We start from the raw sequence: 22119 nt of genomic DNA, 5'->3' as shown, positions 1-22119 counted from the left end.
GCGATGTGTGGTGACGGCCATGTGACACCGCCGAGACGTGGAGGCGCAATCCACTCAAAAAGCAGAAAGGGCGCCTCGCGGCGCCCCATGTTGTGCACTGAACGACCCAAGGCCTTTTGAGATTCAGATCAGGCTGAATCGAAAACGATGGTTTCCGAGAACCGGAGCGGAGCGTACTTGAAGTACGTGAGCACCGGAAGCGCAGGAAGCCATCGTTTGCAGACCGGCCTCACCTGAAGATCAACAGGCCTAGTGCGCGACGGCTTCCCACACCTTGCGCTTGGTCAGGTAGACCAGGGCGCCGAACAGAAGCAGGAACACCAGCACGCGGAAGCCCATCTTCTTGCGGTCTTCCATGTGCGGCTCGGCAGCCCATGTCAGGAAGGCAGCCACGTCGCGGGAATACTGGTCGATGGTCTGCGGCGAGCCGTCGTCATAGGTGACCTGGCCGTCGGAGAGCGGCTTGGGCATCTTCAGCGACACGCCGGACATGAAGTACGGGTTGTAGTGTGTGCCTTCGGGGATGACCATGCCGGCGGGCGGCGTCTGGTCGTAGCCGGTCAAGAGCGAATGGATGTAGTCGGGACCACCGGCATCATACTGGGTGAAGATATCGAAGACGAACTGCGGGAAGCCGCGCTCGACGCCGCGCGCCTTGGCCAGCAACGACATATCCGGCGGCGCCGCGCCGCCATTGGAGGCAGCGGCGGCTTCCTCATTGGCGAACGGTGCCGGGAAATGGTCGGACGGCTTGCCGGGACGGTCGAACATGTCGCCGGCATCGTTGGGACCGTCATGGATGGTGTATTCGGCTGACAGCGTCTTGATCTGCGCGTCGCTGTAGCCGAGGTCCGAAAGCGTGCGGAACGCCACCAGGTTCATCGAATGGCAGGCCGAGCAGACTTCCTTGTAGACCTTCAGGCCGCGCTGCAACTGCGCCTTGTCATAGGTGCCGAACGGGCCGGTGAAGCTCCAGCTCATTTCCTTCGGCTCGTTGATCGGGAAATGCGTCGGTGCCGCCGCGTTGTGCGCCTCTTCGGCCGCGAACGCGCAAGTGCCTGCAACTCCGGTGCCGGCGGCCACGAGGCCGACCAGCGCAAGCGAAGTGAGAATCTTTTTCATGCCAAATCCCCTTAGATTCTCTACCGCTCAGCCCTTGGTCTCAGGTGCTGCCGTGGCGCCCGCCGGATGTCCGCTGCCACCCTTGTTCTTTTCGAGCACCGCCTCGGTGATCGAGTTCGGCAGCCTGCGGGGTGTCTCGATCAAGCCGAGCACCGGCAGCGCGATCAGGAAGAAGGCGAAGTAGAACAGCGTCGCCATCTGCGCCATGAACACATAGCTGCCTTCCGCCGGCTGCGAGCCCAGCCAGCCCAGCAGGATGGCATCGGCCACGAACAGCCAGAAAAACAGCTTGTACCAGGGCCGGTAGACCGCCGAGCGCACCTTGGAGGTGTCGAGCCACGGCACCAGGAACAGCATGACGATGGCGCCGAACATGCACAGCACGCCGCCGAGCTTGGAATTGATCGGCCCGATGTTGAACGTGATGGCGCGCAGGATTGCGTAGAACGGCAGGAAGTACCATTCCGGGACGATATGGGCCGGCGTCTTAAGCGGGTTGGCGACCGTGTAGTTGTCCGGATGGCCGAGATAGTTCGGCAGGTAGAAGACGAAGTAGGCGAAGACGAACAGGAACACGATCATGCCGAACGCGTCCTTGATGGTCGCGTAGGGCGTGAAGGCCACGGTATCTGTCTTCGACTTGACCTCGATGCCGGTCGGGTTCGACTGGCCGACGACATGCAGCGCCCAGACATGCAGAACGACGACGCCGGCAATCATGAACGGCAGCAGGTAATGCAGGGCGAAGAAGCGGTTCAGCGTCGGATTGTCGACGGCGAAGCCGCCGAGCAGGAGCTGCTGGATCCAGTCGCCAACCAGCGGAATGGCGCTGAAGAAGCCGGTGATGACAGTGGCGCCCCAGAAGCTCATCTGCCCCCATGGCAGCACATAGCCCATGAAACCGGTCGCCATCATCAGGAGGTAGATGATGCAGCCGAGGATCCACAGCAGCTCGCGCGGCGCCTTGTAGGAGCCGTAATAGAGGCCGCGGAAGATGTGCAAATAGACGGCGATAAAGAAGAACGAGGCGCCGTTGGCGTGCATGTAGCGCAGCAGCCATCCGGAATTCACGTCGCGCATGATCTTTTCGACCGAACCGAAGGCGAGATTGGTGTCGGCCGTATAGTGCATGGCCAGCACGATGCCGGTCAGGATCTGCGCCACCAGCATGATCGCCAGGATGCCGCCGAAGGTCCACATATAGTTCAGGTTGCGCGGCACCGGATAGGCGATGAAGCTGTCATAGACCATCCTGGGCAGCGGCATGCGGGCGTCGAACCAGCGTTCGATACCGGTCTTCGGCGTGTAGGTCGAGTGTCCCTCGCTCATCGAAATATCCCCTGCCTCAACCGATAAGGAGTTTGGTGTCGGAAACGAATTTGAATACCGGAATCGCCATGTTCTCCGGCGCCGGGCCTTTGCGGATGCGGCCGGCCGTGTCGTATTGCGAACCGTGGCACGGGCAGAACCAGCCGCCGAAATCGCCTTCCTGGCCGAGCGGGATGCAGCCCAGATGGGTGCAGACCTGAACCATCACCATCCAGGCTTCCTTGCCTGGCGTGGTGCGGTTGGCGTCGGTCGCCGGCGCATCGGACGGCAAATTGGCGTTGCGGGCAATCGGATCCTTGAGATCGGAGAGGCTGACGGCCTCGCCGTCCTTCATTTCCTTCTCGGTGCGGTTGCGCACCACGACCGGCTTGCCGCGCCACTTGACGATCAGCGAGCTGCCAGGCGCCAGCGAGGAGACATCGACCTCGACCGAAGCGAGCGCCAGCGTCGAGGCGTCGGGGCGCATCTGGTCGATGAACGGCCAAGCCACGGCACCGGCGCCGACCACGGCGGCCATGCCGGTGGCGACGTAGAGAAAATCTCGACGATTGGGATCGTGGATGTCGGTTGCGCTCACGGGTGCCTGATCCTTTCGCCTCTTCCGCGCCGGTGGCCGAGCCTTGTTCCCCGCTCAATCACGCCAACCCGACAGCGCATGGCGAACAGGCTAGCGAATTCCTCCGGCATTTGGACTTCGGTTTATGCGTGAAGCCCGTTTTTGTCCAGACGGGTGAAGGCACAAGGGCAGATTGTCGCGGGGACAAAATCCCCTCGTGTCCGGCGGGACGGCGAATGGCTGCAAAAGGCGGCTAAACAACCGGGAAATATCAGCAAAATCCAAGGCTCCGGCTTGCCTCGACACAGGGCGCCGGTGTGATCTATCCTCCTTCGCATGGCGCACGTCATCGATCGCGAGCAATGGGCTGTTCGTTCCGACCACTGGAAGGGCGAACTGCAGTGCGGTGCCTACGGCTCAAACTCCTGCCTGATCTTCAATCACCTGCCCGACGTCGGCGGCGGCCCGCGGCTGCACGCCCATCCCTATGCGGAGATCTTCATCATCCGCCAGGGAACCGGCCTCTTCACGGTCGGTGACCAGGAAATCGAGGCTTCGGCGGGGCAGATCCTGATCGTGCCGCCCAACACGCCGCACAAATTCACCAATCTCGGTCCCGGTCCGCTGGAAACGACCGACATTCACGAAAACGGCAGCTTCATCACCGAGTGGCTGGAGTGATTCCTAAAAACTGATTTTACGCGGCGCCCAGCCTCACTAGAACCGCCCTGGGAATATTGTATTCGCGGATCACGGCGTCATGCTTGCGAAGGCCGCACAGTTCGCGCTGGATGAAATAGGCGTGAACGGCCACGGCAGCCTCCTTGAGCAGACGGGGGCGCAACTGCTCGTCGGTATTGTCGCGCAATCTGCCCAGCGTATCTTCGACTCGCTGGCCGGCCCGCCCGAGCGCCGCCGCCTTCTCTGCCAGGATTTCATGGCCAAGCGCGTCGAAGGCCGCGTCGGCGGCCGATGTGCCGGCAAGATGGGATGGCGGACGCAAGGACATTTCAGTTCCCTTTCCTGAACACCATGCGGTGGGTGACGAATTCTTCGCCCTCCACGGGCTGAAAACCAAGCCGTTCATAGAAAGCGAAGGCTTCCGGCGGCGCGCGGGTGTTCAACACGGTGAAATACTGGCGGGCTCGGTCGATCACGGTCTCGACCAGCGTCCGGCCAAGGCCGGCGCGACGGTGACGCGCGCTGACGAACAGGTGGCGGACCCGACCGTGATCCCTGCCCTCGAAATAGGGATCGATGTTCAGCCCGCAGACACCGGCGAGTTCGGCGCCATGCCAGGCTCCGAACAGCGCCTCGCCCCGCTTCAGGAACTTGTTGCGGCCGCTTGCCCAGCCATCGCCCAGACGCACCAGCATCCAGTAGCCTTCCAGCCGGCTCTCTTCCTTCAGCATGTCGAAGGCCGGCACGGTTGGCCGCAAACGCTTGAGCGTGTAGCCGATCTCTGGGCCGATCTCCGGACTGAGCTCTGCCGATCCAACCATGCGCCTACTCCGCCGGCCGCGTCTCTTCCAGCACGCTTTCCTCGTGATAGAGGAACCCGCCGGACTGGCGCTTCCACAGCCGGGCATAAAGCCCGTCGAGCGCCACCAGTTCGTCATGCGTGCCTTGCTCGACGATGCGGCCGCCGTCGAGCACCACCAGGCGGTCAAGTGCCGCGATCGTCGACAGCCGGTGGGCAATCGCGATCACGGTCTTGTTCTCCATCAGCCGCGTCAGATTCTCCTGGATCGCCGCCTCGATGTCGGAATCGAGCGCCGACGTCGCCTCGTCGAGGATCAGGACCGGCGCGTCCTTGAGGAAGACGCGGGCGATCGCCACGCGCTGACGCTGACCGCCCGACAGCTTGACGCCGCGCTCGCCGACAAAGGCTTCGTAGCCCTGGCGGTCCCTGTTGTCGCGCAAAGTCAGGATGAATTCATGGGCCTCGGCTTTTTTCGCCGCCGCGATGACCTGCGCGTCGGTTGCGTCGGGCATGCCGAGCTTGATGTTGTCACGCAGCGAACGGTGGAACAGGGCCGTATCCTGGCTGACGACGCCGATATTGGCGCGCAGCGAATCCTGCGTCACACCAGAGACGTCCTGGCCGTCGATGGTGATCTCGCCGCTTTCGAGATCGTAGAGGCGCAGGATAAGGTTCGCCAGCGTCGTCTTGCCGGCGCCCGAAGGCCCGACCAGCCCGACTTTCTCGCCCGGCTTGACGACAAGGTCGATGCCGTTCAGCACCCCAAACCCCTTGCCGTAGTGGAACTCGACATTTTTCACGTCGATGCGCCCGCCCGCCACGACCAGTTCCTTTGCGTCCGGTGCATCGGTCAGGCCGAGCGGCTGCGAGATCAGCGCCTTGGAGTTCTCCAGCACGCCGAGATTCCGCAAGATGCCGTTCATCTGCATCATCAGCCGGCCGAGCAGCATGTTGAGCCGCAGCACCAGGCTGAGCGTGAAGGCGACCGCCCCGACGGTGATCGAGCCCTCGACCCAGAGATAAACGGCAAAGCAGCCGATCGCCGTGATCATGATGCCCGACAGCGTCGTCAGCGCCATGCGCACGCCGGTCAAGCGGCGGGTGAAGGGCCGCAATGCGTCGAGATAGATGTCGAAGCCGTTCCTGATGTAGCGATCGTCGCCGTCGGCCGCGAACAGTTTCAGCGTCTGCACGTTGGAGTAGGAATCGACAATGCGGCCATTGATCATGGAGCCCGCCTCCGCCGTCGCTTCGGCGTGCTTGCGGATTGCCGGCAAATAGCGCTTCGCCAGAAAGCCGAAGGCGGTGATCCAGACCACCACGAGTGCCGCCAGCCTGAGGTCAAGCCCGGCGACCAGCGCCAGCGTCGTCACCGTATAGACGACCATGAACCAGACGACCTCGATGAAGCTTTCCATCAGGTCGCCCGTCGCCTGCCCGGCTTGCCAGACTTTCGTCGCGATGCGGCCGGCAAAATCGTTCTGGAAGAAGGCGTAGGACTGGCGCGAGACGTGCCGGTGCGCCTGCCAGCGCACCAGATTGTAGAAGCCGGGCGTGATCGTCTGTTCGTCGACCAGCGCCGACAACCCGACCACCACGGTGCGGATGACTAGCACCACCGCGACCATGAACACCAGTTCGGGGCCGGCGGCGGCCCACAGCGCGTGCCAGCTCCGTTCGCCGGGCAATTGGTCGAGAATATCGACCAGCCGTCCGACGAAATAGAACAGGCCGGCCTCGACCAGCGGCGCGATGCCGCCGATGAGCAGCATGGCGAAGAAGGCGAACTTCGCTTGCCCGACATAGTGCCAGAGGAAGCCCGTGACGCTGGCCGGTGGCCGAAGATTCGCCGGCTCCCTGAACGGGTAGACCCAGGTCTCGAACCAGCGGTAGACGGCTGTCATCATGCGGCGGCCATCATTCTGCGGCTTGCCCCTTTGCTATTGCGTCATTGGCGGCTTCGACTGGGACGTCATCGAGCAGGAACCCACCCGACTGGCGCTGCCAGAGCTGCGCGTAGAGCCCGCCTCTGGCGACCAGTTCCTCGTGCGAGCCCTCCTCGATGACGCGACCCTGGTCCATCACGACGAGCCTGTCCATCGCCGCGATGGTCGACAGCCGGTGCGCGATGGCGATGACGGTCTTGCCTTGCATGAGCTTGTAGAGGTTCTCCTGGATGGCGGCTTCCGCCTCGGAATCGAGCGCCGACGTCGCCTCGTCAAGGATAAGTATGGGCGCGTCCTTCAACATAACGCGAGCAATGGCGATGCGTTGCCGCTGACCGCCCGACAGTTTGACGCCGCGGTCGCCCACATAGGCGTCGAACCCCTTGCGTCCATGATGATCCGAAAGTCCTGATATGAAATCCATCGCCTCGGCTCGCCGCGCCGCCTCGAGCAGCATCTCGTCGGTGGCATCGGGCCGGCCATAGAGGATGTTCTCGCGCACCGAACGATGCAGCAGCGAGGTGTCCTGCGTGACCATCCCGATCTGGGCGCGCAGCGAATCCTGTTTCATGCCGGCGATCTCCTGGCCGTCGATCAGGATCCGGCCGCTTTCCAGGTCGTAGAAGCGCAGGAGGAGATTGACCAGCGTCGACTTGCCGGCGCCCGAGCGGCCGACAATGCCGACCTTCTCGCCCGGCTTCACCGCCAGCGACAGGTTTTCGATGACGCCCTTCTGCTTGCCGTAGTGGAAGCGGATATCCTCGAAGCGGATATCGCCTTTGGAAACGATGATCTCCTTGGCATCCGGCCTGTCCTCGACAAGGCGCGGCAACGAAATCGAGGCAATGCCGTCCTGCACCGTGCCGATATTCTCGAACAGGCTCGACATTTCCCACATGATCCACTGCGACATGCCCCACATCCGGAGCACCAGGCCGATGACCACCGCGACCGCACCGATCGTCACCACTTGCCCCATCCACAGCCACAGCGAGATGGCGGTGACCGAGAACAGCAGCAGCGCGTTCAGTATGTAGAGCGAGCCGAACAGCAGTGTCACCAGCCGCATCGACCGGTAGACCGTGTCGAGGAAGCCCATCATGCCTTCCCTGGCGAAGGCGGCCTCGCGGCGTGAATGGGAAAACAGCTTGACCGTCTGGATGTTGGTGTAGCTGTCGACGACGCGACCGGTCATGGTCGAGCGCGCATTGGCCTGCTCCTCGCCGACCTTGCCCAGGCGCGGGATGAAGAAGCGCAGCAGCAGGATGTAGCCGACCATCCAGACGCCGAGCGGCGCGGCCAGCCGCCAGTCGGCCGAACCGACGATCAACAGCATGCCGAGGAAATAGACGACGACGTAGTTCAGGACGTCGATCACCTTGATGACGCATTCGCGCACGGCAAGCGCGGTCTGCATCAGCTTGGTGGCGATGCGGCCGGCGAACTCGTCCTGGTAGAAGCTCATCGATTGCTTGAGCAGGTAGCGGTGCACCTGCCAGCGGATGCGCATCGGGTAATTGCCCATCAGCGTCTGCTGGTTGAGCAGGGAATGCAGCCAGACCGTGCCGGGCAGCGCAAACAATACGATGAAGGCCATGCCGGCGAGCTTCCAGCCCTCCGTCTGCAGGAAGGTCTCGCGGTTCTGCCCCGACAGCCAGTCGACGATGCGGCCGAGGAAGCCGAACATCCACACTTCCGCGATGGCGATGGCCGCGACCAGCACCGCATCGACAAGAATATAGGGCCATGCCCCGCGCGTATAATGCAGGCAGAAGGCAACAAGCGTCTTGGGCGGCTCGACCGGTTCCGCGGCCGGGAACGGATCGAGCTTTCTTTCAAACCAGCTAAACAACAACATAGGTCACGCTTGTGATATCTGTTTTCCGCTTACGCGGCTTGGCGGCGTACGAAGTCCTCGGACCGCATGGCATCGAGGGCCGACGCTCCGGGATCATCCGGAGCGTCGGCCCTGCTTCGCGCTATATAGGGGTTCGCCGGCTTTTCGCCGACAGCCACCTTTGTCGATCCTGACGACATGGCGCCACCAGTCCGGTTTTTCGCGCCTGGCCGGATCAGCCGGATGATCCGGCGCACCAGGGACGGCCGGCTCGGATCGGGTACCGCGCGCGAGAAATCGACATCCGGCAGCATGCCGCGATGTGGACGCCGGCGTACTTCGGCATGAACCGCCGACGAATAGGTGTCGCCGATCAACAGCGCCCAAGCCACCACCTTCGGGTGTTGCAGGCTCCTCGAGCCCGGTATTCTATAGGGATCGAACATCGGTCCGTCCTCCGTGTTGAAATAGAGATAAAAAGGATGATCGACATCGTGCCGCGGGATCGGCGGCGGATCAGTCGGAACGCGTTGGAACGGGGCCATCGACCCCCTCGGCAGCTTGAAAAACATCGCGGGATTCCTTCGAAGACCAGGGTATGGTTTCGGCGGAAATCGGTGCGGAAGTGTCTAAAAGATCAGGAGAAACGTCGTACCGAAACCGCCAGGGCGCAAATAAGCCCACAGGTGGGGCGCTGGATGTACATGGCCATCATGAATTACCCCTCCATCGGTTCGGGTTGACAATGCTGGTCGTATACCCGACTTCGAAAAAAATGGCCACCCGCAGGTCCAGGAATTTCCAAAACCAGGAAGCTGCTGTGGCCGATCTGCCACTTATTAGAAGGACGCGGAAGTGAACCGTGGTCTCCGCATCGCGCTCTACCAGCCTGACATTGCCGGCAATACCGGGACAATCCTGCGCTTCGCCGCTTGCCTCGGCCTCGGCGTCGACATCATCGAGCCGGCCGGCTTTCCGCTCTCCGACAAAGCGCTTAAGCGCGCCGGCATGGACTACCTCGAAATGGCTGCCCTGACCCGGCATGTCGACTGGGACGCCTTCGAGGAGTGGCGCAAGGCCCGCGCGGATCGCATGGTGCTGCTGTCGACCAAGGCTACGACCCCCTACACCGACTTCAGCTTCACCGACCGCGACATCCTCCTGTTCGGTCGCGAATCCGCGGGGGTGCCGGATCCAGTCCATCAGGCGGCGGATGCGCGGCTGACCATCCCGATGCAGCCCGGCGCGCGCAGCATCAACGTCGCCCTTTCCGTCGCCATGGTGGCGGGCGAAGCCGTCCGGCAACTCCGATAGGGGATCGCCGGCAGCGCCGTCAGCGGTGATTTTTGCCCAGGCGCACATCCGCCTTCTCCTTTGGTTTGCACAGTCAGGCTTTCTTGGCTACAAGCTCAACTTAACTTGAGGTCAAGCGGAAAGTGCGAAAATGGCGCCGGTAACGGAATTGACGGTCGGCCAGGTGGCCGCGCGCAGCGGCGTGGCTGTGTCGGCACTGCATTTCTACGAAGCCCGCGGTCTGATCAGCAGCCATCGCACGGCAGGCAACCAGCGGCGCTACGGCCGTGACGTGCTGCGCCGGGTGGCCATAATCCGGATTGCCCAGGAGGTCGGCATCTCGCTCGCGGAAATCGGTGCCGCGCTTGAATCACTACCTGAAGGCCGCACGCCGACGCGCGAGGATTGGAATCTGCTTTCAACGGCTTGGCGCGATAGCCTCGACCAGAAAATCAGCCAGCTAAGGAAGCTGCGCGACGGCTTGACCGACTGCATAGGCTGCGGCTGCATGTCGATCGACAAATGCCCGCTTCGCAATAAGGGGGATCGGCTGGCAAGGGAGGGAACGGGCGCGAGGCGCCTGCTGGCCGAGCGCTAATCCGCGGCTGGCAGCCGCCTTATCGTGAACTCGATCAGATCGCCCGGGCGTTCGAACCAGCTTTCGATCTCGGTCCAGTAGGCCTGCTTGGGGAAGCGCTCGAACCATTCCTTGGCCTTGAGACGGGCGTCCGAGCGCGGCAGGACGAAGGTCTCGCGCAAAAAACCGTCGCGCGGCATGCGTGCGCGCTCGGCCCGGCTTTGATCGAGCCTTTTCTTCAGGCCATCCAGCGGCGGTCTTGCCGGGGTGCGCACGAAACAACTCCTTGCACCTGGCGCATGACCCCGAAATCGGAATCGGGTTTCGGAAAGGATCATGCGCGAAACCAAAGTGACTTGACCCTATCCCTTAAGAGATTAGGGATCGCGCCCGGAAAAGACGAGTCTTTTGTCGACTCACCGCCCCGCAACCGGAGACGGCACTTGGAACGACCTGAAATACCGGCGGGGCTGCCTGCCGACATCGAAGAGAAGAAGATGAAGGCCCGGCTTTGGTTCGAGGCGCTGCGCGAGCGCATCTGCGGCGCTTTCGAGCAGATCGAGCAGGATCTCGGCGGGCCGCTGGCTTCGTGGTCACCGGGCCGTTTCGAAAAGACGCCCTGGGAGCGCGATCACGGCAAGGGCGGTGGCGGCACCATGTCGATGATGCACGGCCGCGTCTTCGAGAAGGTCGGCGTCCACACTTCGACTGTTCATGGCGAGTTCTCGCCCGAGTTCAGGAAGCAGATGCCCGGCGCCGAGGAAGACCCGCGCTTCTGGGCATCGGGCATTTCACTGATCGCGCACCCATGGAACCCCAACGTTCCGGCCGTGCATATGAACACCCGCATGGTGGTGACCTCGCGCCAGTGGTTCGGCGGCGGCGCCGATCTGACGCCGGTGCTCGACCGCCGCCGCACGCAGGACGATCCCGACACGATAGCCTTCCAGCGTGCCATGCAATTCGCTTGCGAGAAGAATGCCGCCGTCGCCGACTATCCGAAATTCAAGGCCTGGTGCGACGAGTACTTCTTCCTGCCGCACCGCAACGAGCCGCGCGGCACCGGCGGCATCTTCTTCGACTACCTGCATCCGGAAGAAGAGAAGGGCGGCTGGAATGCCAATTTCAACTTCGTCCAGGATGTCGGGCGCTCTTTTCTCGTGGTCTACGGTCACCTCGTGCGCGCCAACTTCAACGAGAACTGGACCGATGGCGACCGCGACGAACAGCTCGTTCGCCGCGGCCGCTATGTCGAATTCAACCTTCTTCACGATCGCGGCACCATCTTCGGGCTGAAGACCGGCGGCAATGTCGCCTCGATCCTGTCCAGCCTGCCGCCGGAGGTGCGCTGGCCATAAAAAAATTGTGAGCGCGATGTGAGGCCGCATTGATGTCCCATTGTTGGAATCTGGGCGCGGAATGTGACGCAATGGATATCTTTTTCGTCTAATATCCATCTGAAAAAACTGGGTTATTTATCGCATTCGGGTCGGGAAGCGCCGGTGGTTTGCCTGAGGGCAATTCCAGGAAAATGCGGTTTTCCCTTCGGAATTGCATCGGAACAGGCGAACCGCGACTCGACGCGACCGGACGGCCCGAAGACGATGCGGATCATCTTCGTCAAAGGATGGCCGCTTTCCCAGGAGTATATCAGCATGAGAAAGATCATTGTTTCCGCTGCCGCGGCTGCCTTTCTTGCTTCCGGTTCGGTGGCGTTCGCCGCCGTCAAGCACACCACCGGAACGGTCAAGAGCTTCGATGCGACGGCCAAGAGCCTGGTTCTCGACAATGGATCGTCTTTTACGCTTCCCCAAACCTTCAAGGATCCTGGCCTGAAGGTGGGCGAGAAGGTCAGAATTTCGTGGGACATGAGCGGCAAGGACAAAGTTGCCGAGGCAGTCAAGATCGTGAAGTGACGGCCTGCCCGCCGGGCTAGCGTAAGAGGGCGGAGCAGCGCTGCTCCGCCCTTTCACCGTTGACCGCAACCAATATCACACCATCTGTGTTATGGTTCTCACCCCCGCCCATGATCGGAAAAGTCGGATCATGAGCCAAAAAAGTACCGGAGCCTCGCAGGCTCCACGGAGGAAAAGGAGAAATCCGATGAAGGAATTTCACTGCGGGTCGCTGGTTCCCGGCTGTGAGTGGCATACTCGTGCCGGCGAGGAGGCCGAAGTGATGCGCCGTGCCGTCGAGCATATGCGTGAGACACATGGCGAAACGACCATCCGCGAGACGATGATCGAGGCTATCCGCTCCCGAATTGAGAAGGTCCGCGACGCGGCATGATCCTCATCAGCCTTCAAGTGCCTCCGCGGCGCGCTTGATCAGTGCGTCGCGATCGGGCGTGAAACTCGCATCGATCCATTCCGCTTCCAGGTTCTTGAGGATCTCGCCGAGCTTCGGCCCCGGGGTTGCGCCGAGCGCGGTCAGATCGGCGCCTCGCAGCGGAAACTCGGGCCTTTTCCATTTGAGCGCAAAGGAAAGCAGGCGCGAAAAGCCGCCGGCTTCGAGCAGCGCTTCATTGTCTTCAACGGCCCGCACCCGCGCCGCCGCAAGCGAAAGCCGCAGGCGGTCGACAAATCCTTGGCGGTCGCCGCGATAGAGCCGTTTCGCCAATTCGCCCTCGGTCGTCTTCGGTTCGACCGCGGTTGCCATCGACCAATGGCGCAGGCGATCCGCTTCGGCGGTCGAGAATTTCAGCCGCTCCGCAAGCGTCTTCATGCGCGCCGCATCCGGCGGCACCATCGCCTCCAGCCGCAGCATCGGATCCACCGCCCAGCCCAGGTCCTTCTCGGCCCTGGTCAATCCGTGGATCGCATCGATGCCCCATTTCTCGCTTTCCGACAGCGCGGCGGTCAAGACACCGGCCTGCCGCATCCAGAGCAGCGCCCGCGAGGGATCGGGTGCGGACAAGAGCTTTTTCAGTTCGGACCAGATGCGCTCCGCCGAGAGTTGGGCGAGGCCTTCCTTCAACCGGGCGCAGGCCTTCAGCCCCTCGGCGTCGGGCCGGCCTTCGCCATACCAGGCGAAGAAGCGGAAGAAGCGCAGGATGCGCAGATAATCCTCACGGATGCGTGCCTCCGGGTCGCCGATGAAGCGCAGCCGGCGCGCCTCGATGTCGGCGATGCCGCCGACAAGGTCGACAACGCTGCCGTCGGCCTCCGCATAGAGCGCGTTGATGGTGAAGTCGCGCCGCTCGGCGTCGAGCTTCCAGTCGCGCCCGAACGACACCTTGGCGCGACGGCCATCGGTCTCGACATCGGCGCGCAAGGTGGTGATTTCATAAGGTTTGCCATCGGCGACCACCGTGATGGTGCCGTGCTCGATACCGGTCGGCACCGCTTTGAAGCCTTCCGCCTCGGCGCGGCGAATGGTTTCCCGCGGCAGGCAAGAGGTTGCTATGTCGATGTCGGTGACAGGCTGGCCCATCAGCACGTTGCGAACGGCGCCGCCGGCGATGCGCGCCTCTTCACCGCCTTCGGTGAGCGCGCCAAGCAGGCGCTGCAGATGCTTGTCGAAGAGCCAGTCCGCCCTGCCCGCGATCGAAACACTCACGCATAGAGCCTTTCATACAGTGTGCGGATGATCCCGGCGGTGACACCCCAGATGCGCCGGTCGCCATAGGGCATGTCGTAGAAGAACCATTCGAGATCGTTCCAGATGCGGCTGTCGCGCTTGTGGTTGGCCGCGTCCATCAGGAAGCGCAGCGGCACTTCGAAGGCGGCGTCGACCTCATCCGCGTTCAGGGTCAGCTGGAAATGTGGCCGCACGATGCCTAGCACCGGCGCGATGCGGTAGCCGCTGCCGGCGACGTAATCGGGCATCCGGCCGATGATCTCGATCCGATCCTGGCCAAGGCCGATCTCCTCGAAGGTCTCGCGCAGCGCCGCCGCTTCCGGGCTTGCGTCGGTCGCATCGATCGTGCCGCCCGGGAAAGCCACTTGCCCGGAATGATTGCGGAGTTTTTCGGCCCGTTTGGTCAGCAGAACCGTCGCCTCGCCGTCATGGTCGACCACCGGGATCAGCACCGCGGCGTTGCGCAGCGGCTTGCCAGGGTTGAGGCGTGGATGGCCGGGATTGAAGCGGTGATCACCATAGTCGCCGCCGGCATGCGCCTCCGGCTGCGCGGCAAAGCGCGCGCGAAAATCCGCCGACGAAAACGGCGCTGGCGATACCTGGTCCATCATGCGCTCAACCGCTTCAACTGATCGGCCGGCATGATCGGAAACACGGCGTTCTTGGAGCGCACTGAAAACATCGTCCTGCCGTCGATTTCGATCTCCTCGCCATGCCCGACCAGTTCGTACATGACCGGCCGCGCCACAAGCGCCTCCAGCCTGCCGCGCACCAGCAGATACGGCTTCAAACCGCCGGTCCCGTTCTCGTCGACGAAGCGCAGCGGCCGCTCCGGTCCGGCCTCGATCACGTCGCCGACATTGGTGCGGAAGGTGATGACCTGATCCTCGCCTTCGCCCGAAACATCCATCTCGACGGCGACGAAAGGCGCATCGGCGACGCGGATGCCGACTTTTTCCACCGGCGTCACCAGATAGGTCCTGCCGTCGGCGTCCTTGCGCAGCACAGAGGAGAAAAGCTGCACCAGCGGCATGCGGCCGATCGGCGTGCCCAGGTAGAACCAGGTGCCGTCGGCCTTGATTTCCATGTCGAGATCGCCGCAAAAGTCGGGATTCCAGCGCTCGACCGGCGCCGCGCCCTTGCCTGCGCGGGCCGCGCGCGAGATCAGCGCCTCAAGGCCCCGAGCCTCGGTGGCCTGCGTAAGGCTTTGTTGGCGATGTTCGTGGTGTTCGCTCATCGTCACGAAATAGTCACTGTTGTTCCGCTTGTCAGCCTAAGTCTGTGATTTAAGTTCAACCATAGGCGCTCCGCGAGGCCGAATCGCGGCAGCCTATGGTATGGTGCGGGCCAGCATTTCCAAACCATGGCATTTCCAACCAAAGGGGTCGATGCGGCATGAGCGTGATGGTCAAGGAAAGCCCGATCAGCGAAACGGACATGGTCGCCGAGGCCGAGAAGGCACTTGCCGACATCTCCAGGATCCGTGACGGGGTTGGCCGGGTGATCTTCGGCCAGGAGAACGTGGTCGAGCGTACGCTGGTGGCGCTGCTGGCCGGCGGCCATGCGCTTCTGGTCGGTGTGCCGGGCCTCGCCAAGACCAAGCTGGTGGAGACGTTGGGCGTCGTGCTCGGGCTCGATTCGCGCCGCATCCAGTTCACGCCCGACCTGATGCCGTCCGACATTCTCGGCTCCGAGGTCATGGAGCAGGACGAGACCGGCAAGCGCTCCTTCCGCTTCATTTCCGGGCCGATCTTCGCCCAGCTGCTGATGGCCGACGAGATCAACCGCGCCTCGCCGCGCACGCAGTCGGCGCTGCTGCAGGCGATGCAGGAATATCATGTCACCATTGCCGGCGCGCGCTATGACCTGCCTTCCCCCTTCCATGTGCTGGCGACGCAGAACCCGCTGGAGCAGGAAGGCACCTATCCGCTGCCCGAAGCCCAGCTCGACCGCTTCTTGATGCAGGTCGACATCTTGTACCCCGAAATCGAGGCCGAGCGCCGCATCCTGCTGGAAACCACCGGCGTCGAGGACGCGAAAGCCCAGAACGTGCTGCAGCCGGCGCGGCTGAAGGAGATCCAGACACTGATCCGCCGCATGCCGGTACCCGAAAGCGTCGTCGAGGCGATCCTTACCCTGGTGCGCTCGGCGCGTCCGGGCCAGGGCAATGCCGACACGGACAAGCATGTCGCCTGGGGTCCGGGCCCGCGCGCCAGCCAGGCGCTGATGCTGTGCACCAGGGCGCGCGCGCTCTACGACGGACGCCTGGCGCCTTCGGTCGACGATGTCAGGGCGCTGGCCGAACCGGTGCTGCAGCATCGCATGGCGCTGACTTTCGCCGCCCGCGCGGAGGGCACCAGCGTGCGCGACGTGGTGGCGAAGCTTGTGAAAGGCATTTGATGGCGCGTATCGGCGAAGTCCAGGCCCCGGCAGCGACGCGCGATGCGCTCGCCCGAGGCCGGTTGCGGGCTTCGCTGGTTCCCGACCTGCTGGTCGAGGCACGCCGTATCGTCAACACCGTGATCGCCGGCTGGCATGGCCGCCGCAAGCGCGGCATCGGCGAGAATTTCTGGCAGTTCCGGCCCTACGTCGAAGGCGACGCCTCGCGCATCGACTGGCGCCGCTCGGCCCGCGACGACCACACCTATGTGCGCGACCGTGAATGGGAAGCCGCCCACACCGTCTGGCTGTGGGCCGACCCCTCGCCGTCCATGCTCTACAAATCGACGGGAGCCGGCGTTTCCAAGCAATCGCGCGCCCTGGTGCTGACCTTGGCCATGGCCGAGCTTTTGTCACGCAGCGGCGAACGCATCGCCTGGCCTGATCTGACCGATCCATTCACCGCTCGCAACGGCGCCGAGCGCATCGCCGCCCAGCTCATGCATGCCGGCGAACTGCCGGCAAAACCCGATCTCTCCAACATCAGGCGCTTCTGCGACATCGTCATCGCCAGCGATTTCCTCGACCCCGTCGAGGAAACCATGGCCTGGCTCGACGTGCTCGCCCGCCATGGCGTGCGCGCCCATCTGATCGAGGTTGCCGACCCGGCCGAGGAAACCTTCCCCTATGCCGGCCGCACCGAGTTCACCGATCCCGAGACCGGCGACAAGCTGACCGCCGGCCGCGCCGAGATGCTGGCCGATGAATACCGCCTGCTCTACACCGCTCGCCGCCAGGAGCTGGCCGGCTGGTGCAAGCGGCTTGGCTGGAGCTTTACCGTCAACCATACCGACCGGCTCGCGTCCGACGCGCTGGTGCGCCTGCACATGGCGATGACCGCCGATGGCGGGCATGCCGGTATCATTGCCGGCGATCAGCCCAGGCTGATCGCCAAGGGCGATCAGCCTGGAAAGGCGGTCGCATGAGCTGGCTGCCGCTCTCCTTCGGTGCCCCCATGGTGCTGTGGGGCCTGCTGGCGCTACCGGTGATCTGGTGGCTGCTCAGGCTCACCCCGCCCAAGCCACAGACCGAGGTGTTCCCGCCGCTGAAGATCCTGGCCCGTGTGCTCAAGCGTGAGGAAACCCCACAGCGCAGCCCCTGGTGGCTGACGCTGCTCAGGCTTCTGATGGCTGCCCTCGTCGTCGCGGCATTGGCCGAACCGGTGTTCAACCCGCGCGAAAAGCTGCCGGCCGAGGGTGCCGCGCTTGCCCTGGTCATCGACAATGATTGGGCGAGTGCCGCCGACTGGAACAAGCGTGTCGCCACCGCCGAGCGGCTGATCAAGGACGCCGGCTCGAATGGCGTGCCTGTTATCATCGCCTTCACCGCCGAAAAGCCCAATGCCGAGATCGGCCCCTTCGATGCCGCCGCCGCGCTCGACCGGCTGCGCGCCGCCAAGCCGCGGCCGATCCCCACCGACCGGCCCGCCGTCTATGCGCGCGTCGCCGGCATGCTGGAAACCTTGCCTGGCGCCAGCGTCGCCGTGCTGGCCGATGGCCTGGCGGCAAAGGGCGACGAGGCCGCCTTCAACACGCTGTTGTCGAAAAATGCCGCCCGAATCGCCTGGGCGGTGGCCGACCGGCTGTCGCTGACTGGCCTGACATCAGCCGAAAACCAGGTTGATGGCTTTGGTTTGACCGCCATCCGCGCGCCCGGCGATCCCGCCCCGGCGCAGGTCACCGCCGGCGCATTCGACGACAAGGGCCGCCGCATCGCCGATGCGACCCTGACCTTCGCGCCGGGCGAAGCCACGGCCACCGGCACCATGGCGGTGCCGTTCGAATTGCGCAACGACTTCGCCTCGATCGCGCTTGATGGCGAACGGCATGCAGGTGCCGTGCGCGTGCTCGACGAAAGCTCCAAACGCCGCCGCGTCGGGCTGTTGTCGCAAGCCGAGGCCGACCAGGCGCAGCCGCTTCTGTCGCCGCTCTACTACATCAGGCGCGCGCTGCAGCCCTTCGCCGATCTGGTCGAGCCCTCCAGCGCCGATCTCGCCGACGCCATCCCGCAGATCCTCGACCAGAAGCCGGCGATGATCGTCATGGCCGATATCGGCACCATTCCCGCACAGGTCCGGCAAAGACTGGTCGACTGGGTCGACAATGGCGGCACGCTCGTGCGTTTCGCCGGCTCGCGGCTGGCCGCTGCCGGCAATGACGACGATTTGCTGCCGGTCCGCCTGCGCACCGGCGAGCGTTCGCTCGGCGGCGCGCTGTCATGGACCTCGCCGCAGCCGGTCACCGAATTTCCCAAGGCCGGCCCCTTCGCCGACCTGGCGCCGCCGACCGAGGTCACGGTGACCAGGCAGGTGCTGGCCGAACCGACACCCGACATCGTCGAGCGCACCTGGGCGGCCCTCGCCGACGGCACGCCGCTGGTGACGGGGCTGAAGAAGGGCAAGGGCACGCTGGTGCTGTTCCATGTCACGCCCGAGGCGACGTGGTCGAACCTGCCGATCTCGGGCAGTTTCGTGGAGATGCTGCGCCGCATCGTGCAATTGTCGCGCAACCAGGGCGCGGCGATCGCCAATGCCGAAGCCGCCGCCACGTCGCTGGCGCCCTATCGGATGATCGCGGCCGACGGCTCGCTGGTGCCGCCGACACCGGATGCACGGCCGCTGGTGCCGGGCGCAGGACCACTGCCGGTCACCTTCGAGAACCCGCCTGGCCTCTACGGCTCGGAAACCGGCGTCTTCGCCCACAATCTGCTCGACGCCTCAAGCACCTTCGCCCCGCTGGCGCGCCCGCAAGTGACGGTCCCGGTCACCACCGTCCAGTACGCCTTCGATGAGTCGCGCAACCTGAAGGGCGCGCTGGTCGCGGCGGCTCTGTTGCTGATGCTGCTCGACACGCTGGCTGTGTTGTGGATGGGCGGCCTGTTTTCGCGCCGGCCGCGCCGGGCCGGGGCGGCCGCGACCACAGCCGCCGTGCTGATCGCGCTTGGCGTACTGTTCGGCCATGCCGATGTCGCGCGCGCCGACGACGCCAAGCCGGGCGACCAGGTTGCTATCGAGGCGATTTCGAAAACCCGCATCGCCTATGTGCTGACAGGCGTCCCGGGTGTCGATTCGATCAGCCGCGCCGGGCTCGAGGGTCTGACCCGCTTCCTGATCGAGAAGACCGCCTTGGAGCCGGGGGCGCCGGCCGGCGTCGATATCTCGAAGGACGAACTGTCGTTCTATCCCCTGATCTACTGGCCGATCGATCCGGCGGCACCGATGCCAAGCCAGGCCGCGATCGCCCGCATCGACGCCTATATGCAGCAGGGCGGCACCGTGCTGTTCGACACCCGCGATCAGTTTGCCAACGGCATCGGCGCCGATTCCACCAGCCCGGCGACCGAGCGGCTGCGCGACATCCTCGGCAACCTCAACGTGCCGCCGCTGGAGCCGGTGCCGTCGGACCATGTGCTGACCAAATCCTTCTTCATCCTGCCCGAGTTTCCCGGCCGCTTCGCCGGCAGCCCGCTCTGGGTCGAGGCATCGCTCGATGCCAGCAATGCCGACAACCGGCCGGTGCGCACCGGTGACGGCGTATCGCCGATCATGATCACCGCCAATGATTTCGCCGGCGCCTGGGCGGTCGACGAGAATGGCGATCCGCTGCTGCCGACCGTGCCGAACGATCCGATGCAGCGGGTCTACGCGCTGCGCGCCGGCGTCAACATCATGATGTACATGTTGACCGGCAACTACAAATCCGACCAGGTGCATGTTCCCATCCTGCTCGAACGGCTGGGGCAGTAGGATGACGTTCTTACCCTCCACGGCGGGTCAACTCTCTCCACAACGGAGAGGATGAAGCATGAACTGGTCGATCTCCTTCGAACCGCTTCTATCCTGGCCGCTTCTGGCCCTGGTGCTGGTACCGTTGGCGCTGCTGGCGCTCGTCGGCCTGTGGTTTCGCCAGCGCGGCGCGGTCCTGCGCCTGGTCGCCCTGCTCGCGCTCGCCGCCGCCCTCTTCAACCCCGTATTCCTCAACGAGGAGCGCGAGCCGCTGAAAAGCGTCGTCGCGCTGGTCGTCGACCGCAGCCAGAGCCAGGACATTGGCGACCGTACCAGGCAGACCGACGAGGCCGTGGCCGGGTTGCAGCAGCGTCTTGGCCGCTTCAAGCAGTTCGACGTCCGTGTCGTCGAGGCCGGCAAATCCGACGCCGCCGAGGAGCGCACGGAAACGCGGCTGTTCGGCGCGCTGGAAGGCGCCTTCCGCGACGTGCCGCCCTCGCGCATCGGCGGCGCCATCATGGTCACCGACGGCGAGGTGCATGACACGCCGTCGGGCACGCCCGAGTTCAACGCCCCCCTGCATGCCCTGATCACCGGCAACGACCATGAGAAGGACCGCCGTATACGTTTCGAGAACGCGCCGCGTTTCGGCCTCGTCGGCAAGCCGCTCGACATGAGCTATCGCGTCATCTCGACCGAAAACGAGACCGGACCGGTCGATGTGCGCGTCTCGGTCAATGGCGAGCAGGTTTCGGTCGAGCATGCCACGGTCGGCCAGGCCATGCCGCTGCAGGTGACCATCCCGGGTGCTGGCCGCAACATCATCGAACTTGCCATCGACCGTGAGCCGGGCGAACTGACCGACACCAACAACCGCGCCATCGCGCTGGTCGACGGCATCCGCGAGAACCTGCGCGTTCTGCTCGTTTCGGGCGAACCGCATGCGGGCGAGCGCACCTGGCGCAATCTGTTGAAATCCGACGCCTCGGTCGATCTCGTCCATTTCACCATCCTGCGGCCGCCGGAAAAGCAGGACGGCACGCCGATCAACGAATTGTCGCTGATTGCCTTCCCGACCCGCGAGCTGTTCGTCGAGAAGATCAAGGATTTCGACCTCATCATCTTCGACCGCTACCAGCACCGCGACGTGCTGCCGATCCTCTATTACGATTACATCTCCGAATATGTCGAAAAGGGCGGCGCGCTGCTGATCGCCGCCGGTCCCGAATATGCCGGCGAGGCTTCGATCGCACGCACGCCGCTGATGTCGGCGCTGCCGGCCATGCCGACCGGCGAGGTCGTCGACAAGGCCTTTTATCCTCGCCTCACCGAACTCGGTCAGCGTCACCCGGTGACGCGCGGCCTCGACGGTTCGGCCACCGAGCCGCCGCACTGGAGCCGCTGGTTCCGCACCATCGGCGTGCAGAACCCGCAGGGTGAAGTGGTGATGAAGGGCGCCGACAACCGGCCGCTGCTGCTGCTCGACCGCAAGGGCGAAGGCCGCGTCGGCATGCTTCTGTCCGACCAGGGCTGGCTGTGGGCGCGCGGCTTCGAGGGCGGCGGCCCGCATGTCCAGCTCTACCGGCGCATCGCCCATTGGCTGATGAAGGAGCCCGAACTCGAGGAAGAGCGGCTGACCGCCGAGGGACGCGGCATGGTGCTGGAGATCCGCCGCCAGACCATGGCCGACGATCCCGGCCCGGCGCAGATCATCACCCCTTCCGGCAAGACGCTCGCCGTCAAGCTCGACAAGTCCGAGCCCGGCGTCTTCCTCGGCAGCGTCCAGACCAGCGAGATCGGCCTCTTCCAGATTGCCAATGGCGATCTCACCGCGCTTGCCCATGTCGGACCGGTCAACGCTCCGGAATTCGCCGACGTCGTCTCCACGCAGGAGCGGCTGAAGGCGCCGGCGGAAGCTACCGGCGGCAGCGTGCGCCGGCTGGCGTCTGCCACGGGCAGCGACGTGACGCTGCCTTCCATCGTGCCGGTGCGCTCGGCCGGCGAGGCGTCGGGCAGCGACTGGATCGGCCTGCGCACCACCGACGACAGTGTGCTCAAGGCCGTGTCGCGCGTGCCGCTGTTCGGCGGCTTCCTCGGCCTCGGCCTGTTGCTCCTGGCGATGGGTTCGATGTGGTACCGCGAGGGACGGTAGAGCGGTGCGCTCTTTCTTTCTCCCCGTGTAGTGACGCGGAGAAAGACGCCGTCGCGAATGGTTTCGCCAATTGTCGAAACCA

General features: G+C 64.2%; 22 protein-coding genes. 10 read left to right on the top strand and 12 right to left on the bottom strand.

Going from position 1 to position 22119, the window contains the following annotated elements:
* Positions 1–249: 249 nt before the first annotated feature.
* Genes FJ950_RS17345 through petA form a run of 3 tightly spaced genes read right to left on the bottom strand, consistent with a single transcriptional unit; the run spans position 250 to position 3028 of the window.
* Positions 250–1122, bottom strand: a complete 873-nt coding sequence (locus FJ950_RS17345) for a cytochrome c1 (protein WP_140617688.1) — start codon at positions 1120–1122, stop codon at positions 250–252.
* A gap of 27 nt (positions 1123–1149) precedes the next feature.
* Positions 1150–2451: a cytochrome b N-terminal domain-containing protein gene (locus FJ950_RS17340; protein ID WP_015316074.1), complete on the bottom strand. Its 1302-nt coding sequence runs from the start codon at positions 2449–2451 to the stop codon at positions 1150–1152.
* A 16-nt stretch (positions 2452–2467) separates the two neighbouring features.
* Positions 2468–3028, bottom strand: a complete 561-nt coding sequence (petA, locus tag FJ950_RS17335) for a ubiquinol-cytochrome c reductase iron-sulfur subunit (protein ID WP_140617687.1) — start codon at positions 3026–3028, stop codon at positions 2468–2470.
* 315 nt (positions 3029–3343) lie between these two features.
* On the opposite strand from petA, the gene FJ950_RS17330 reads away from it, so the two are divergent.
* Positions 3344–3688, top strand: coding sequence for a cupin domain-containing protein (locus tag FJ950_RS17330; RefSeq protein WP_140617686.1), 345 nt, complete (start codon positions 3344–3346; stop codon positions 3686–3688).
* A 16-nt stretch (positions 3689–3704) separates the two neighbouring features.
* Here FJ950_RS17330 and FJ950_RS17325 read toward each other — a convergent pair whose 3' ends face one another.
* The 5 genes from FJ950_RS17325 to FJ950_RS17305 are packed head-to-tail and all read right to left on the bottom strand — an operon-like array spanning position 3705 to position 8845.
* Entirely contained in the window at positions 3705–4016 is a 312-nt protein-coding gene (locus FJ950_RS17325) for a DUF6665 family protein (RefSeq protein ID WP_140617685.1), read from the bottom strand.
* Between the two features lies 1 nt (position 4017).
* Positions 4018–4509 (bottom strand): GNAT family N-acetyltransferase, encoded by a 492-nt coding sequence (locus FJ950_RS17320; RefSeq protein ID WP_140617684.1) that lies wholly within the window; start codon positions 4507–4509, stop codon positions 4018–4020.
* Positions 4510–4513: 4 nt separating this feature from the next.
* Positions 4514–6397, bottom strand: coding sequence for an ABC transporter ATP-binding protein (locus FJ950_RS17315; RefSeq protein WP_140617683.1), 1884 nt, complete (start codon positions 6395–6397; stop codon positions 4514–4516).
* Positions 6398–6407: 10 nt separating this feature from the next.
* Positions 6408–8294 (bottom strand): ABC transporter ATP-binding protein, encoded by a 1887-nt coding sequence (locus FJ950_RS17310; protein ID WP_140617682.1) that lies wholly within the window; start codon positions 8292–8294, stop codon positions 6408–6410.
* A 29-nt stretch (positions 8295–8323) separates the two neighbouring features.
* Positions 8324–8845 carry a hypothetical protein gene (locus FJ950_RS17305; RefSeq protein ID WP_181171289.1) on the bottom strand — a complete coding sequence of 174 codons (522 nt, stop codon included), beginning with the start codon at positions 8843–8845 and terminating at the stop codon, positions 8324–8326.
* Positions 8846–9128: 283 nt separating this feature from the next.
* On the opposite strand from FJ950_RS17305, the gene FJ950_RS17300 reads away from it, so the two are divergent.
* Together FJ950_RS17300 and soxR are read left to right on the top strand one after the other, a co-directional pair.
* A complete protein-coding gene (locus FJ950_RS17300) occupies positions 9129–9587 on the top strand; it encodes a tRNA (cytidine(34)-2'-O)-methyltransferase (RefSeq protein WP_140617681.1) in 459 nt (152 codons plus the stop codon).
* A 130-nt stretch (positions 9588–9717) separates the two neighbouring features.
* Entirely contained in the window at positions 9718–10164 is a 447-nt protein-coding gene (gene soxR / locus FJ950_RS17295; RefSeq protein WP_140617680.1) for a redox-sensitive transcriptional activator SoxR, read from the top strand.
* On the opposite strand, the gene FJ950_RS17290 is transcribed toward soxR, so the two are convergent.
* Positions 10161–10418 carry a hypothetical protein gene (locus tag FJ950_RS17290; RefSeq protein WP_023770299.1) on the bottom strand — a complete coding sequence of 86 codons (258 nt, stop codon included), beginning with the start codon at positions 10416–10418 and terminating at the stop codon, positions 10161–10163. The genes soxR and FJ950_RS17290 overlap by 4 nt on opposite strands.
* Positions 10419–10586: 168 nt before the next feature.
* On the opposite strand from FJ950_RS17290, the gene hemF reads away from it, so the two are divergent.
* From hemF to FJ950_RS17275, 3 genes are all read left to right on the top strand, one after another.
* Positions 10587–11501, top strand: a complete 915-nt coding sequence (hemF, locus tag FJ950_RS17285) for an oxygen-dependent coproporphyrinogen oxidase (protein WP_140617679.1) — start codon at positions 10587–10589, stop codon at positions 11499–11501.
* Positions 11502–11564: 63 nt separating this feature from the next.
* Positions 11565–12059, top strand: coding sequence for a DUF1344 domain-containing protein (locus FJ950_RS29820; protein WP_246681331.1), 495 nt, complete (start codon positions 11565–11567; stop codon positions 12057–12059).
* A gap of 187 nt (positions 12060–12246) precedes the next feature.
* Positions 12247–12432 (top strand): DUF1059 domain-containing protein, encoded by a 186-nt coding sequence (locus tag FJ950_RS17275; protein ID WP_015316061.1) that lies wholly within the window; start codon positions 12247–12249, stop codon positions 12430–12432.
* Between the two features lie 6 nt (positions 12433–12438).
* Here FJ950_RS17275 and FJ950_RS17270 read toward each other — a convergent pair whose 3' ends face one another.
* Genes FJ950_RS17270 through FJ950_RS17260 form a run of 3 tightly spaced genes read right to left on the bottom strand, consistent with a single transcriptional unit; the run spans position 12439 to position 14959 of the window.
* The gene (locus tag FJ950_RS17270; RefSeq protein WP_015316060.1) at positions 12439–13701 is read right to left on the bottom strand and encodes a CCA tRNA nucleotidyltransferase; all 1263 of its coding nucleotides are present in this window, start codon (positions 13699–13701) and stop codon (positions 12439–12441) included.
* Positions 13698–14330 carry a CoA pyrophosphatase gene (locus tag FJ950_RS17265; RefSeq protein WP_140617851.1) on the bottom strand — a complete coding sequence of 211 codons (633 nt, stop codon included), beginning with the start codon at positions 14328–14330 and terminating at the stop codon, positions 13698–13700. Before FJ950_RS17265 ends, FJ950_RS17270 begins: the two co-directional genes overlap by 4 nt.
* The gene (locus FJ950_RS17260) at positions 14330–14959 is read right to left on the bottom strand and encodes a DUF1285 domain-containing protein (RefSeq protein ID WP_015316058.1); all 630 of its coding nucleotides are present in this window, start codon (positions 14957–14959) and stop codon (positions 14330–14332) included. The genes FJ950_RS17265 and FJ950_RS17260 overlap by 1 nt, the downstream gene beginning before the upstream one ends.
* Positions 14960–15117: 158 nt before the next feature.
* On the opposite strand from FJ950_RS17260, the gene FJ950_RS17255 reads away from it, so the two are divergent.
* The 4 genes from FJ950_RS17255 to FJ950_RS17240 are packed head-to-tail and all read left to right on the top strand — an operon-like array spanning position 15118 to position 22037.
* Entirely contained in the window at positions 15118–16122 is a 1005-nt protein-coding gene (locus FJ950_RS17255; RefSeq protein WP_023770308.1) for a MoxR family ATPase, read from the top strand.
* A complete protein-coding gene (locus FJ950_RS17250) occupies positions 16122–17087 on the top strand; it encodes a DUF58 domain-containing protein (RefSeq protein ID WP_140617678.1) in 966 nt (321 codons plus the stop codon). Before FJ950_RS17255 ends, FJ950_RS17250 begins: the two co-directional genes overlap by 1 nt.
* The gene (locus FJ950_RS17245) at positions 17084–19906 is read left to right on the top strand and encodes a DUF4159 domain-containing protein (protein WP_140617677.1); all 2823 of its coding nucleotides are present in this window, start codon (positions 17084–17086) and stop codon (positions 19904–19906) included. Before FJ950_RS17250 ends, FJ950_RS17245 begins: the two co-directional genes overlap by 4 nt.
* A gap of 58 nt (positions 19907–19964) precedes the next feature.
* Positions 19965–22037, top strand: a complete 2073-nt coding sequence (locus FJ950_RS17240; protein WP_140617676.1) for a hypothetical protein — start codon at positions 19965–19967, stop codon at positions 22035–22037.
* Positions 22038–22119 lie beyond the last annotated feature (82 nt).

The sequence above is a fragment of the Mesorhizobium sp. B2-3-14 genome (assembly GCF_006442175.1).
Taxonomy (GTDB): domain Bacteria; phylum Pseudomonadota; class Alphaproteobacteria; order Rhizobiales; family Rhizobiaceae; genus Mesorhizobium; species Mesorhizobium australicum.
The sequence above is the reverse complement of the archived record's forward strand: the minus strand, read 5'-3'. Positions and strand labels throughout refer to the sequence as shown.

Coding starts and splice junctions, on each gene's coding strand:
- FJ950_RS17345 (WP_140617688.1), bottom strand. CDS start 1,122: ATGAAAAAGATTCTCACTTCGCTTGCGCTGGTCGGCCTCGTGGCCGCC.
- FJ950_RS17340 (WP_015316074.1), bottom strand. CDS start 2,451: ATGAGCGAGGGACACTCGACCTACACGCCGAAGACCGGTATCGAACGC.
- FJ950_RS17330 (WP_140617686.1), top strand. CDS start 3,344: ATGGCGCACGTCATCGATCGCGAGCAATGGGCTGTTCGTTCCGACCAC.
- FJ950_RS17325 (WP_140617685.1), bottom strand. CDS start 4,016: ATGTCCTTGCGTCCGCCATCCCATCTTGCCGGCACATCGGCCGCCGAC.
- FJ950_RS17320 (WP_140617684.1), bottom strand. CDS start 4,509: ATGGTTGGATCGGCAGAGCTCAGTCCGGAGATCGGCCCAGAGATCGGC.
- FJ950_RS17315 (WP_140617683.1), bottom strand. CDS start 6,397: ATGATGACAGCCGTCTACCGCTGGTTCGAGACCTGGGTCTACCCGTTC.
- FJ950_RS17310 (WP_140617682.1), bottom strand. CDS start 8,294: ATGTTGTTGTTTAGCTGGTTTGAAAGAAAGCTCGATCCGTTCCCGGCC.
- FJ950_RS17305 (WP_181171289.1), bottom strand. CDS start 8,845: ATGTTTTTCAAGCTGCCGAGGGGGTCGATGGCCCCGTTCCAACGCGTT.
- soxR (WP_140617680.1), top strand. CDS start 9,718: ATGGCGCCGGTAACGGAATTGACGGTCGGCCAGGTGGCCGCGCGCAGC.
- FJ950_RS17275 (WP_015316061.1), top strand. CDS start 12,247: ATGAAGGAATTTCACTGCGGGTCGCTGGTTCCCGGCTGTGAGTGGCAT.
- FJ950_RS17265 (WP_140617851.1), bottom strand. CDS start 14,330: ATGGACCAGGTATCGCCAGCGCCGTTTTCGTCGGCGGATTTTCGCGCG.
- FJ950_RS17260 (WP_015316058.1), bottom strand. CDS start 14,959: ATGAGCGAACACCACGAACATCGCCAACAAAGCCTTACGCAGGCCACC.
- FJ950_RS17255 (WP_023770308.1), top strand. CDS start 15,118: ATGAGCGTGATGGTCAAGGAAAGCCCGATCAGCGAAACGGACATGGTC.
- FJ950_RS17250 (WP_140617678.1), top strand. CDS start 16,122: ATGGCGCGTATCGGCGAAGTCCAGGCCCCGGCAGCGACGCGCGATGCG.
- FJ950_RS17245 (WP_140617677.1), top strand. CDS start 17,084: ATGAGCTGGCTGCCGCTCTCCTTCGGTGCCCCCATGGTGCTGTGGGGC.
- FJ950_RS17240 (WP_140617676.1), top strand. CDS start 19,965: ATGAACTGGTCGATCTCCTTCGAACCGCTTCTATCCTGGCCGCTTCTG.